9 protein-coding genes are annotated in these 12,741 nt (G+C 65.7%); 2 read left to right on the top strand and 7 right to left on the bottom strand.

Annotated features, from left to right (window positions below; all coding sequences use genetic code 11):
* Window positions 1-203: 203 nt before the first annotated feature.
* Window positions 204-2,372, bottom strand: coding sequence for a methyl-accepting chemotaxis protein (locus SOM18_RS03140; RefSeq protein WP_042466609.1), 2,169 nt, complete (start codon window positions 2,370-2,372; stop codon window positions 204-206).
* A gap of 300 nt (window positions 2,373-2,672) precedes the next feature.
* Here SOM18_RS03140 and SOM18_RS03135 point away from each other — a divergent pair, with 300 nt between their 5' ends.
* Both SOM18_RS03135 and SOM18_RS03130 read left to right on the top strand, forming a co-directional pair.
* Window positions 2,673-2,870, top strand: a complete 198-nt coding sequence (locus tag SOM18_RS03135) for a hypothetical protein (RefSeq protein WP_043157026.1) — start codon at window positions 2,673-2,675, stop codon at window positions 2,868-2,870.
* Entirely contained in the window at window positions 2,867-3,526 is a 660-nt protein-coding gene (locus tag SOM18_RS03130; protein ID WP_031439696.1) for a UPF0149 family protein, read from the top strand. The genes SOM18_RS03135 and SOM18_RS03130 overlap by 4 nt, the downstream gene beginning before the upstream one ends.
* A gap of 69 nt (window positions 3,527-3,595) precedes the next feature.
* Here SOM18_RS03130 and SOM18_RS03125 read toward each other — a convergent pair whose 3' ends face one another.
* The 6 genes from SOM18_RS03125 to SOM18_RS03100 all read right to left on the bottom strand — a co-directional run bounded on the left by SOM18_RS03125 (window position 3,596) and on the right by SOM18_RS03100 (window position 12,713).
* The gene (locus SOM18_RS03125) at window positions 3,596-4,708 is read right to left on the bottom strand and encodes an alkene reductase (protein WP_031439697.1); all 1,113 of its coding nucleotides are present in this window, start codon (window positions 4,706-4,708) and stop codon (window positions 3,596-3,598) included.
* 296 nt (window positions 4,709-5,004) lie between these two features.
* Window positions 5,005-7,347 carry a xanthine dehydrogenase family protein molybdopterin-binding subunit gene (locus SOM18_RS03120; protein ID WP_031439698.1) on the bottom strand — a complete coding sequence of 781 codons (2,343 nt, stop codon included), beginning with the start codon at window positions 7,345-7,347 and terminating at the stop codon, window positions 5,005-5,007.
* Complete coding sequence (locus SOM18_RS03115) at window positions 7,344-8,333, bottom strand: xanthine dehydrogenase family protein subunit M (RefSeq protein ID WP_320481269.1); 990 nt, start codon at window positions 8,331-8,333, stop codon at window positions 7,344-7,346. The genes SOM18_RS03120 and SOM18_RS03115 overlap by 4 nt, the downstream gene beginning before the upstream one ends.
* Window positions 8,330-8,860, bottom strand: coding sequence for a 2Fe-2S iron-sulfur cluster-binding protein (locus SOM18_RS03110; RefSeq protein ID WP_042466610.1), 531 nt, complete (start codon window positions 8,858-8,860; stop codon window positions 8,330-8,332). Before SOM18_RS03110 ends, SOM18_RS03115 begins: the two co-directional genes overlap by 4 nt.
* A gap of 187 nt (window positions 8,861-9,047) precedes the next feature.
* Entirely contained in the window at window positions 9,048-9,491 is a 444-nt protein-coding gene (locus SOM18_RS03105) for a VOC family protein (RefSeq protein ID WP_192097047.1), read from the bottom strand.
* A gap of 189 nt (window positions 9,492-9,680) precedes the next feature.
* Entirely contained in the window at window positions 9,681-12,713 is a 3,033-nt protein-coding gene (locus SOM18_RS03100; RefSeq protein ID WP_052380850.1) for a TonB-dependent receptor, read from the bottom strand.
* Window positions 12,714-12,741 lie beyond the last annotated feature (28 nt).

Raw genomic sequence — 12,741 nt, 5'->3', positions numbered from 1 at the left:
TCCGACCGGCAGCGTCGCGCGGCCGGGTCCGCTGGTTCATTATAGACGGCGGCCAAGAGGTCCGTTCCGGACCCATCGCTTATTTTCGATCAGGTCGTCATTAACGCCGCAAGGCGACCGCGCCCGACGGCGCGATCGCCTCACCACAGCGTCAGCGGTTGCGTCTGATTACCGGCTAGGCCGCCCGTCTCAGCAATCCGCGGTCAGGCCGCCTGCGCGCCGAAAGCATCGTCGTCGGCGTCGGTGCCACCCTTGATCAGATCGAGCGCGAAGCCGTTCACGCGGGCCTGCTGGTCGGCGATAGAATTGGGCTTTGGCCGCTTGGCCTTGGCGCTTGGCCGTGCGGCGATCGGGCTGCGCGCGCTCACCTTGCGCTGCACCGCCGGGGCCGGCCGGCGATGGCCAAGGTCCGCCCCGCCGCCGGTCCGGAAATAGGCGATGCTGGCCTGGAGTTCCTCGGCCTGCGAGGCGAGCTCCTCCGACGTCGCGGTGATCTGTTCGGACGCACCGGCATTCTGCTGACTGATCAGGTCGAGCTGCTGGATCGCTTCGTTGATCTGTGCCGCGCCAATATCCTGTTCGCGGCATGCCGCGCTGATCTCGGCGACGAGTTCGGCGGTGCGGCTGATATCAGGCACCAGCTTGGTCAACATGTCGCCGGCTTCGGTCGCCGCTGCGACGGTCTGCGAGGACACCGATCCGATCTCTGCCGCTGCGACCTGACTGCGTTCGGCGAGCTTGCGGACCTCCGAGGCGACGACGGCAAAGCCGCGGCCATGTTCGCCCGCGCGCGCTGCCTCGACCGCGGCGTTCAGCGCGAGCAGATCGGTCTGCCGGGCAATTTCCTGGACGATGCCGATCTTCTCGGCGATCGTCCGCATCGCGTTGACCGCGCGCTGGACCGCAATCCCGCTGAGTTCGGCGTCCTTCGCAGACTGGCGGGCGATCTTTTCGGTCTGCGCGGCATTGTCCGCGCTCTGCTTGATGTTGGCGGCAATCTCTTCCATCGCCGAGGACGCCTCTTCGGCAGCCGCGGCCTGCTCGGTCGCGCCTTGCGAGACCTGCTCGGAACTGGCCGACAGCTCCTGGCTTCCGGCCGAGACGTTGTCGGCGGCGCCGCTGGCCTTGCCGACGACGTTGCGCAATTGTTCGATCATCCGCACCAGCGCCTGGCCGAGAACATCCTTGTCGGACATGGGCTGGTGCGACACCGCCAGATCGCCATCGGCAATCTTGTCGGCAAGATCGGCACTCACCCTCAGATTGTCGACCATCCGCACGATCGCCTGTCCAAGCGTATCCTGGTCGGACAATGGCTGATGTGCAAAGCTCAGATCACCGTCGGCGATCTTGTCGGCGAGACTGGCGCTTACCCGCAGATTGTCGACCAGCGCGTTGATCGAATCCTTCATGCGGCGGTGGTCGCCCTGGCAGGGGATCTCGACCATCTCGCGCAGGTCACCGACGCTGGCGAGGTTCAGGACGCGATTGCCCTCCTCGATCGGCAGCAGCGTCGCGTCGAGCATCGCGTTGATCCCGCAGACCAGTCCGGCGAAATCCCCGACGAAGCGCGTCTCGTCACCGCGCTGGCCGAGCTCGCCCGCCGTCGATGCCTTGATCAGCCGTTCCACCTCGCCGATGATATCGCGCAGGTTGCGACGCAGCGTCTCGACGGTGTCGTTGATGAACGCCTTCTTGCCGGGAAAGGTCTCGAGCGGCGCGTCGAAATTGCCTTCGCCAAACGCCTTGATGCAGGCCATCGCCTTCTTCTTCACGGCGATATGGTTGGCGACCATGGTATTGACGCCGCGCGCCATGGTGCCGAAGTCGCCCTTGAACCGGTCGGCCGCGACGATGACGTCGATGTCGCCCTTGTCGTGCTCGGAGGACATGTGATTCAGTTCGCTGATCAAGCCCTGCAGATTTGCGCGCAGCGTCTCGATCGTCTCGTTGATGAACGCCTTCTTGCCGGGGAAACGCTCCAGCGGGGCGGCGAAATTGCCCTCGCTGAATTCCCTGACGCAGGCCATCGCGGTTCTTTTGACCGCGATGTGGCTGCCGACCAGAAGGTTGAGCCGCTTCGCCATGACCGCGAACGTCCCGTGAAACTCGTCGACCGGCAGGACGGCGTCGATATCGCCCTTGTCATGCGCAGCGCTCCAGTCGTCGATCCGGGCGCTCAACTGGCGAACCGGCCGCAGCGCGCGATCGAGCATCTGGTTGATCGCGCAAAGCACCGTCTGGGTCTGGCCGTTGGCGAGCGACGTATTCGCCCGTTGCGAAAAGTCACCATCGGCAAACATGCTCTCGAGGCGCGCCAATTCGGACGTGAGGACGTCTGACGAGACGCCGCCGAGGATCTTTGCCAACATCAACGGATTCCTTTGTGCTGCATCATGTAAATCAATAGCTCAAACAACACGGCGGCCATTTGCCGCCGTCTGAATCTCACATGTCACGCCGATCTTGCCGCCAACCGCGGAATCGGGGGACCGCCCATCAAGGTCAGCTTGATTATAGAGTGGTCAGGGCAGGGACGGTTTGGAGCGCACGACAATTTTCGCGATTGCGATCCGGTGCGCCGGGAGGCTGCCACCCGCACGTCGATGCGTGCCGGATCATCAACGTGGTCTGCGCCTGTAAATCCTGACCGGTTCTGCTAGTGGACGGCGATGCTCAAAATACGAACCAAGCGCCAGGGGATGGTGACGGCGCGCGCGCTCGATCGCCTCGTGGCCGTCGAGGCCTCGGTGAATGCTCTCGGCGACGAGGATCTGCTCGACCTCGCGGACATCTTCGCTGCGGGCGAGGCGACCCCGCTGCGCGAGATGGCGCAGGCCGAGATGCGCCGCCGCGCGCTCAGCCTGTGAAGCGATTCCCGTCGCGCTTCCGGCGCCTCGATGGCGCGCTCGCCGATCTCGCCGTCGAGGAACCGATGTTGCTCACCGAGCTCGACGGCTTCCTCACCGGGCTGCTGATCTCCCCGGAGGCGATCGCGCCGAGCGAGTGGATGACCGTGATCTGGGGAAGCGAGTCCGACGGCACGCCGCCCTTTGAGGATCCGCTCGACGTGCAATGGTTCGCCGATGCGGTGGCGGCACGGCGTGATGAGATCGCGCGCGACCTTGCCCGCGGCAAGCTTCAACCGATCTTCGACGTCGATGAGCGCGACGGTGAAGTTCTGTGGGAATATTGGATCGACGGCCTGACCGATGCGGTCGCGCTGCGCCCCGAGGCCTGGGATGCGCTGGCCGACGACCCCGCAAGGGCGGCCCCGTGGTCGCAGCTGGCAACGCTGATTGCGGTCGCGGGCAATGAGAGCGACCTCGACAGCGTGGAGATCAACGCGCTTCAGGACCGGGCGCCGGCCGAACTGACCGAAGCCGTTCAGCGCCTGTACGCAGCGCAAGTGAGCGTCGCTGGCCCGTCGTCACCCGACGCATCGGCGACGACGGCATCGAAAGTCGGTCGCAACGATCCGTGCCCTTGCGGGTCGGGGAAAAAACACAAGCGCTGCTGTGGCTAATCGGGGACGAGGGCGGCACGATGTATGCCGGCCCCGCGTCCCCTCGGCCAACTCAGACGCTCTGCCGGATTACGAGAGTTCGATCTTCCCGTTCATGCCGGGCCAGTCCGAATAGCCGACGGCGCCGCCGCCATACCAATATTGCTTCGGCGCGTCGGCCAGCGGTGCGCCGGTGCGCAGCCGGTCGACGAGATCGGGATTGGCGAGGAAGGGGCGACCGAAGCTGAACAGGTCGGCATTGCCCTCTGCCAGCGTCTTCTCGGCAAGCTCCAGCGTATACTGATTGTTGGCGATGTACGCGCCCGAGAAGCGCTTGCGCAGCGCCTGGAAGTCGACGCCGTCCGGCACGTCGCGCGTCTGCTGGGTCACGCCTTCGATATCATGGATGTACAGCAGCCCGATCTCCGACAGGGCATCGACGAACGTGTCGAAGGTCCGCCCAACCTGGCTGTCGAGCGGGGTCTTGCCCGGCTCGGTCGTCGCGGGCGAGATGCGGATCCCGACGCGGTTAGCACCCCAGACATCGACCACGGCGCGAACCACGTCCAGCGGGAAGCGCAAGCGGTTCTCGATCGTGCCGCCATAGACGTCGGTGCGCTGGTTGGTGCTGTCGCGGATGAACTGTTCGAGCAGATAATTGTTCGCGGCATGGACCTCGACGCCGTCAAACCCCGCGGCCTTCGCCTGTTCGGCAGCGCGGCGGTAATCCTCGACGATCGCGGGGATCTCGTCCGTCTCCAGTGCACGCGGAGTTACGAAATTCTTCATGCCGTCATTGGTGAAGGCCTGGCCCTCCGCCTTGATCGCGGACGGCGCGACGGGGAGGGCACCGTCGTGGAGATCGGGATGCGAGATGCGGCCGGTGTGCCACAGCTGGAGGAAGATCGCCCCACCACGCCGGTGGACGGCCTCGACGATCGGCGTCCATGCGGCGACCTGCGCGTCCGACCAGATGCCGGGCGTCATCGCATAGCCGCGCGCCTGCGACGAGATGTTGGTTGCTTCGCTGATGATGAGGCCGGCATCGGCACGCTGCGCATAATAGTCTGCGGCGAAGTCGGGCGGGACACCCTCGTCGCTCGAGCGGCTGCGCGTCAGCGGCGCCATGACGATACGATTCTGCAGTCGCAGATCGCCGATCGTGACGGGCTGAAGGACGGGGCTGTCGGTTTGGTCGGACATGATCTGAACTTCCGTGAAAGTTGGGAGAAGCGGGGGCAGCAAGCTGTAACGCGCGAGCAGCCGCTAGATCCCGGCGCGGTGGCGAAGAGGGGCGTCGTCGCGGCAGAATGGGACGACGTTCCGAATCCGGTAGCGAGACACGGGCGTGGGCGATCCATGCACCCGTCGCCGGTGCGCCGTTGTTCGCACGGGGGCGTTCGGTGCCGCAAACGGTTCGAAGCGCGGCGGGGGGGCAGCACAGCGCCGGTCGGCGACTGCCCGACCGGCGCGTGTCGCGCTTCCCCTGAAGGGCCACCCTATAGCAGCTTGTCGAGGGTGATCGGCAGATCGCGGACGCGCTTGCCGGTGGCGTTGTAGACCGCATTGGCGACCGCCGCCGCGACGCCGGTGATGCCGATCTCGCCAATCCCGTGCGCACCCATCGGTGTGTGGGGATCGGCGATATCGGTCCAGATGACGTCGATCTCCGGGACGTCGAGGTGCACGGGGATATGATATTCGGCGAGGCTCGGGTTCATGACCCGGCCGTTGCGTTCGTCGAACTGCGTTTCCTCCATCAGCGCCATGCCGAGCCCCATGATGATCCCGCCGCGGAACTGGCTCTTTGCCGTCTTGGGGTTGAGGATGCGCCCGCAGTCGAACGATCCGAGAATCCGGCTGACACGTGTCTCGCCGGTAACCGCATTAACCTTCACCTCGCAGAAGATCGCGCTGTGCGAGTGCATCGACCAGTGCATCAGTTCGAGCGGTTGCGACGCCGCTGCGGTGACGGTGACGCTGTCGCGCTGCGCACGCGTCAGAATCGAGGCGTAGCTTTCCCGCTGCGACGGGTCGTCGATCTTCGCCAGCCCGGCATCCTCGCTGCCGACCGTATCCGCCGACAGCCCCGCGAGGGGCGAGTCGTTGCCGGCGAGTTTGAGCAGCTCGGCGACCAGCGCGTTATGCGCCGCGATGACGGCCGCGCCGATCGCCGCGGTCTGCTGCGATCCCCCCGCCATGATCGCGCCCGGGATCGAAGAGTCGCCGTAGCCGACCTCGACCTGTTCGAGCGACAGACCGAGACGCTCCGCGCCGACGATCGCGGTGGTGGTCGAGGTGCCCATGCCCATTTCCGCCGCCGCGACCTCGATCAACGCGCGCACGGCGTCGCCGTCCCGCGTGAGGGTGATGCGCGCCTGCGCGCCGGGCATCCGGTAATAGGGATAGGTTCCGGTCGCGCAGCCCATGCCGATCTGCCATTCGCCATCGCGGCGCGTGGCCGGTTCGACACTGCGATCCGCCCAGCCGAAATGATCCGCACCGTTGCGCCACGCCTCGACGATATGGCGCGACGAGAAGGCGAGGCCCGACGTCGGGTCCTTGTCCGGCTCGTTCAGGATCCGCAGCGCGACCGGGTCCATGCCCAGATCGACCGCCAGCTCGTCGACCGCGCATTCCAGCGCGAAGGTGCCGACCGCCTCGCCCGGCGCGCGCATGAAGGTGTTGGCCAGCATGTTCATCCGCGCGATGTCGACCTGCAGGCTGATATTGGGGCAGGCATAGGCGGCACGCGTGCCGAGGATGAACGGCTCGGGCATGTTGTTGTGTGGCGTCATGATCGACAGGCCGGTATGGACCAGCGCATCGAAGCGGCCCTCCGCGGTCGCGCCGATCGCCACCCGCTGCTCGGTGAGCGATCGCCCGCCGACGACCCGGTATACACCCTCGCGCGACAGCGTGATCCGCACCGGACGGCCTGCCAGCTTCGCCGCGGCGGCACCGATGATCTGGTGATCCCACAAGCCCTTGCAGCCAAAACCGCCGCCGACATAGGGCGAGGTCAACCGGACCTTGTCGGGCTTGAGATCGAAGACCTCGCCGATCGTCTGCGCCTGGGCGGTGACCATCTGGCTTGCGTCGTGGATCACCAGCGCGCCGTCGATCCATGCGATCGTCGCGGCATGCGGTTCGATCGGATTATGGTTGTGGCGCGGGGTGCGATAGATCTGATCGACGACATGCGGCGCGATGGCGAGCGCGGCGTCGGCATCGCCGATCCGGTTGTGCAGCGGTTGGCCCATGAACAGGCCCGGTTCGCGCCCGTTCGCCTTCGCGCCTTCGAGACTGGTCGTCGACGGCTCCGCATCATAGGTGAAGCCGAGCAGCGACGCGGCATGATCGGCCTGTTCCTGGGTCTCGGCGAGGACGCAGGCGATCGGTTGCCCGTTCCAGTGGATGCGGTCGTCCTGCAGGATCGGCAGGTCGGCGGGGCCCACCGCGGTCGGGGACGAGCCGAACACGCCCGGCGTGTTCATCCGTGGCGCGTTGAGGTGGGTCATCACCAAGACGACACCCGGCGCGGCTTCCGCGGCCGCGCTGTCGATCGCCGTGATCCGACCGCGCGGGATCGTCGCATAGGCGAGTGCCGCATAGGCCATGTCGTCGAAGCGGAATTCCGCTGCAAAACCCGCCTCGCCCTTGACCTTCAGCGCGCCGTCGAGGCGCGATACCGGCGTGCCGATCAGCCCGTGCTTGTGCGCGATCAGCGGATCGGGCCGGCCGCCGGGGATCCAGCTGTCGGGTGCCAGCGGAACGAGCTTCTCCATCGCGCCTTGCATCAGACCCTGCGCCGCCTGCTTTGCGCTATCGATGATGCTCATGCCACGTCTCCCTTCGCCAGCTCGGCCAGCACCGCGGCCAGCGTTCGCGTCGCCAGTTCGGGTTTGAACGCATTGTCGCGAAGTGGCCGCGCGTCGGCGAACTCCGCGGCTGCAGCCGCCCGGAAGGCGGCCTCGCTGGCCAGTTCGCCGCGCAGCGCGGCCTCCGCCTTGGTCGCGCGCCATGGCTTGTGCGCGACGCCGCCGAACGCGATCCGGACGTCGGCGATCCGGTCGCCGTCCATCTCGAGCGCCGCCGCGACCGAGATCAGCGCGAAGGCATAGCTCGCCCGGTCGCGTACCTTGCGATAGGTCGATCGGGCCGCAAAGCCGAGCGGCGGCAGTTCGATCGCCGTGATCAGCTCGCCCGCCGCCAGCATTGTGTCGAGGTCGGGCCGATCGCCGGGCAGGCGGTGCAGCTCGCCAAAGGGAAGCGTCCGCGCACCGTCGCGTCCCTCGATATGCACGACAGCGTCGAGCGCGGTCAGTGCGACGCACATGTCGGAGGGATGCGTCGCGACGCAGGCATCGGATGCGCCCAGGATCGCGTGGATGCGGTTGAACCCTTCGCGGGCGTCGCACCCCGTGCCGGGCACGCGTTTGTTGCAGTGCGAGCCGTCGGTGTCATAGAAATAGGTACAGCGCGTACGCTGCAGCAGGTTGCCGCCGACCGTCGCCATGTTGCGGATCTGCGCAGACGCCCCCGCCAGGATCGCGCGCGACAGCATGGGATAGCGCGTCCGCACGCCGTGATGCTCGGCGACCGCGGTGTTGGTGGCGGCCGCGCCGATCAGCAGTCCGCCCTCTGCCGTCTCGGTGACCGCGGCGGACAGGCGGGTCACGTCGACCAATGTCTCGTGGCGGGCGACGGTCTCACGCATCAGGTCGACGATATTGGTGCCGCCGCCGAGAAAGGCCGCGGTCTCGCCCGCACCCAGTCGTACGGCATCGTTCACGGTATCGGCGCGCAGGTAGGTGAAGGGAGTCATGCCGCCATCTCCGCGCTCGTCGCGGCTGTCGCCTGTGGCGCCATCGTCGCCTGGATCGCATCGATGATGCCGTTATGCGCGCCGCAACGGCAAAGATTGCCGCTCATCCGTTCCTGGATCTCGTCGCGGGTCAGGGTGACATCGGCGGCGAGGTCGGCGCTGACATGGCTTGGCACGCCACGGCGGGCCTCCGCGGCCATGCCGATCGCGGAACAGATCTGCCCGGGCGTGCAATAGCCGCACTGGAACCCGTCATGCTCGATGAACGCCGCCTGCAACGGATGGAGCGTCGCGGCCTCGGCCAGCCCTTCGATCGTCGTGATCTGACGCCCGTCATACTGGACCGCCAGCGCGAGGCAGGACAGGATCCGCTCGCCATCGACCAGCACTGTGCAGGCCCCGCACGCGCCCTGGTTGCAACCCTTCTTGGTGCCCGTCAGGTGGAGCGTCTCCCGGAGGTGATCGAGCAGCGAGACACGGGGATCCGCCGGTTCCGGGACGGCGTTTCCGTTGACAACGAACGACATGGCGATCTCTCCTGTGGCGCACCGCGCCGAGGGGCAGCGTACACCAGTTTATGTGTCGTGCAGATGTCTTTCAGGGGCCGGGGTGCAGCGCAAATCTAAAAAGATCAAACAGCGTGCTCGTCCCTCGGGTGCGGTGGCGGCCAAGAGAGTTGCCGCTCGATAACCTTGGTCGAGATCGGCTGCTACGTCATCGTGGCGCCGTGCCGCGTGCGTCCCCGATCTCCAGCCAATAGCCGTCGGGATCCTGCGCATAGATCTGGCGGACGCCGTCGAACCGGAGCTGCATCGTGTGCGGTGTGCCCGCAAGATCGGTCCAGACGCGTCCGTGCTGGTCGAGCCAGGCAATGACGGTGGCCAGATCGTCGACGTGCAGCGCCAGATGCTCGTTCCGGTTCGAGGGTTTCGGCGTCGTACGGCCGTCGAGGATGTGGAGCGCAAGGCCGTTGCCCAGATCGAGCCAGCGGCGGTTTTTGAGCGGCGTCGGGATGATCCGCAAGCCGAAGGCCTCGTGGTAGAAAGCCGCGCTGCGATCGATGTCCGCGGCCTGGATCGCGACATGCTCGGCGGTCGCCGCGGGCGCCGCTGTCGTTTGCAACGCTGCAAGCGCGAGAAGAATGGATGGCACGATCATGAGGTCCGGTCCCTGAAATATCTGGTCAGCGCGTGTGTGACGATGAAGGCCCGGACCCATGCGGCGCGCCGTCGGCACCGTCGTCAAAGAAAGAACCGGGTGCGCCGCACGTGACGTGCAGCGCACCCGGAGATCGGGTCGACATCGGCAGGGGGGGGCGCGCCGATACCGACCAGAACCATGAAGTCCTCAGAACTGGAAATTGACCGCGAGCGCGTAGGTACGGCCGAAATAGGATGTGTAGAGCGGATCCTGACGCACCGTGTCCACGGTCAGGCGGTTGGTTTCGTCAGTGATGTTCGATACTTCGGCGATCAACTTGATATGCTCGTTGAGGTTGTACGAGGCCGATGCGTCGACGAAGATCGAACTCGCATTTGCGGTCGAATCCGCGTCGACCGAGCCGCTGGGGACGGCGGTCAGGAAGGCCGCGCGATAGTTGACCGTCGAGCGGATGCTGAACTTGTCGTCTTCGTAATAGAGCGTCCCGCTTGCCGTTTCGGGCGACAGCCCGACCAGCGGGGCGGTCCGGGACAGGGTCGGCGAGATGACGTAGTTGATGTTCGACCGGACCCGCGTGAAGTTGCCGAGCGCGCCGAAATTGCGAAGCACGCCGGGCAGGAAGGTGAAGGGCAGCTGGACGTTGACCTCGAACCCGCGCAGCGGTCCGCCTTCCGTGTTGTTGCTGCGCTGCACCGTGAACACGTCGGTCGGGCGCAACTGCGTTCCGTTGAGCAGCGTCAGCGGCAGGCCGATATCCTGGAACGCGACCGCTTGGCTGGTCGTCTGAATATAGCTTTCGATATTCTTGTAGAAATACGCGACCGAGATCAGCGAGCCCTTGGCGAAATACCATTCGAGCGCCGCGTCGAACGTGTTGGCACGGATCGGCTCGAGGAACGGATTGCTGAAACTTGCGGTCTGGATCACGAGGTTCGCGGAGCCTGCAGGGATCAGCTGCCCATAAGACGGCCGTGACATGACGCGGGCGACCGAGGCGCGCGCGATCAGCTCGGGCGTGATGTCGAGCGCGAGGTTCGCCGACGGCAGCCAGTCGTCATAGCTGCGGCCAATCTCCGATATCACGAACCGCGAGGGATAAAGCGACCCCGCGGGCGCTGCCGAGGTGATCGGACCATAGGTGTCGAGCTTGGTATGGACGTATCGGACGCCCGCATCGCCGCGCAGCGCGAAGGGCAGCGAATTGGCGGTGTTGAACTTCACCATCGCATAGCCCGAGGCGTATTTCTCATCGACGCCGCCAAACGTGCCCTTGGCGCATTCGAGGTTGCAATAGACATAGTTGTCGAGCCCGACCGCGTCGCGGAACTTCTCGGGATCGATCGAGACGAAATCCTGCAACAGCCCGTCAAGATTTCCGCCGATGCCGCTCGTCACGGTGGTGAAGCTCGCCAGCGTCACGCCCGACGGAAGCGCTAGCGGCGTGTTGGTGGCAAGCTGCCGCTCCCGCGCGGTATATTTGTTGGTGCGATACTGACCGCCGACCTGCAGCGTGAAGTCGGGGGCGGCCTCCCATTCGCCGTTGAGTTCGAAGGTCTTGCTCGTGATCGTGTTGCGACGGATGAAATTCGACAGCTGGCCGCGCTGGTCGCCGTTGGCGAGCGGCGGGCCATATTGGAAGAGCGCGGGATTGGTCGTGTCGATCCCGTAGCCGATCTTCGGAATGTCGGGATTGTCGCGGAAGTCGATCGAGAAGTCGCGCGTGTCATTGGCATCGATCGCGACCTGCAGGCGGTCGACGTCGAGCCGCGACTGGTTGATGCCGGCCAGGCCATAGACCCGGACGGTGTCGGAGAAGCGGTGGTCGAGGTTCAGATTGACCTGGCGATAGGTCGAGGTGAACTTCTCCTGCTGCATCTCCGACCGCAGATCGACGCCGTCGAACAGCCCGTGGATCAGCGACCCATTGTCATCGACCTCAATCTCGCGGACCGACGTCAGCGGCTGGCCGTTGTTCGAGATCGCGCGCCCGAACGAGCGTGCATCGAAATAGGTGTCGAGCCGATCCACCTTGAACCGCGAATACAGCCCGTCGAGCGAGATGTCGGTATTGTCGCCAGGCTTCCATTGCAGCGTCAGCGTGCCCGCGAGACGCTGCTGTTCCTGGTCGCTTTTCGCGGGTCGCGGCAGACGGGGGAGATAGACGCCGCCGCCCGGACGACCGTTCACCCCGGTCCGGCTCATGACATAATCATAGGCCGCCGCCGTGCTCGTGCGCGGATTTCCAGTGCTGCAATTATTGGCGTCCGCGCCGATCGGCGTACCGTTCGGCTGGGCGTAGCCGGCGGTCGGACTGTTCGTCGCGGCCCCGCGAAAGCTGTAGCCGACCGGGGTGCAGAAGGGGAAGATCACGCCGGCATTCGCGGTGCCCGCAGGCTGCGCCTGGCCATAGACCGTGGTCGGCACGACATCGGCGGCCGAATAGGCATATTCGGCGATATGTCGCTTCGAATAGGCGATGCTGCCGAGGATGCCGAACGTGTCGCCGAACTGCTTGGAGACCAGCGCGGACAGGCGCGGATCGGCCTTCTTGCTGATGTCGTTGTAGATACCGCGCGCAGTGCCGGTGAGCACGAAGCTCTTCTTCTGGTCGAACGGCTTGGGCGCGCGCAGGTCGACCGTCGCACCCAGCGAACCTTCCTCGACATCGGCCGACAGCGTCTTGCGGACCGACAGTGCCGAGAAGATTTCGGTCGGGAAGGTCACGAAGTCGAACGAACGGCCGGTCGCGACGCCGCCGCGAATGTCGGTGCCGCTGACCTGCGACACGCCTTCCATTCCGTTGATGCGCACGCGCGTGAACTGCGCGCCGAGGCCGCGGACCGAGATATTGCGGCCCTCGCCGCCGTCACCGCGCGAGAGCGCGACGCCGGGGATGCGCTGCATAGACTCGGCGAGGTTGGAGTCGGGGAACTTGCCGATATCCTCTGCGACGATGCTGTCGATCGCGGCGGTCTCGTTACGCTTCTGGTTCAGTGCGTTGTTCAGCGAGGCGCGGAACCCGGTCACGACGATATCGGCGTTTTCCGGCTCGGACGTCTGGGTTGGGTCGACAGGATCGGGTGAACTCGTCTGGCTGTCGGCTGGTTGCGGCACCTGGCTGCCCGCGGTTCGCTGGGCCATGGCCGGCGCGGCGACCAACAGACCAATGACGCTCGTCGAGATAAGCAGCATGCGCTTATCGAAGCTCTTGTGGCTCAAGGACCCTCTCCCGATAGGCCGGTCGCGC

The sequence above is a fragment of the Sphingomonas sp. CFBP9019 genome (assembly GCF_034045155.1).
GTDB lineage: Bacteria > Pseudomonadota > Alphaproteobacteria > Sphingomonadales > Sphingomonadaceae > Sphingomonas > Sphingomonas aerolata.
This window is presented reverse-complemented; position numbering and strand designations above follow the sequence as displayed.

What these genes read in the sequence shown, in the direction of transcription:
- SOM18_RS03140 (WP_042466609.1), bottom strand. Translation starts at nt 2,372, where the DNA reads ATGTTGGCAAAGATCCTCGGCGGCGTCTCGTCAGACGTCCTCACGTCC.
- SOM18_RS03135 (WP_043157026.1), top strand. Translation starts at nt 2,673, where the DNA reads ATGCTCAAAATACGAACCAAGCGCCAGGGGATGGTGACGGCGCGCGCG.
- SOM18_RS03125 (WP_031439697.1), bottom strand. Translation starts at nt 4,708, where the DNA reads ATGTCCGACCAAACCGACAGCCCCGTCCTTCAGCCCGTCACGATCGGC.
- SOM18_RS03120 (WP_031439698.1), bottom strand. Translation starts at nt 7,347, where the DNA reads ATGAGCATCATCGATAGCGCAAAGCAGGCGGCGCAGGGTCTGATGCAA.
- SOM18_RS03115 (WP_320481269.1), bottom strand. Translation starts at nt 8,333, where the DNA reads ATGACTCCCTTCACCTACCTGCGCGCCGATACCGTGAACGATGCCGTA.
- SOM18_RS03110 (WP_042466610.1), bottom strand. Translation starts at nt 8,860, where the DNA reads ATGTCGTTCGTTGTCAACGGAAACGCCGTCCCGGAACCGGCGGATCCC.
- SOM18_RS03105 (WP_192097047.1), bottom strand. Translation starts at nt 9,491, where the DNA reads ATGATCGTGCCATCCATTCTTCTCGCGCTTGCAGCGTTGCAAACGACA.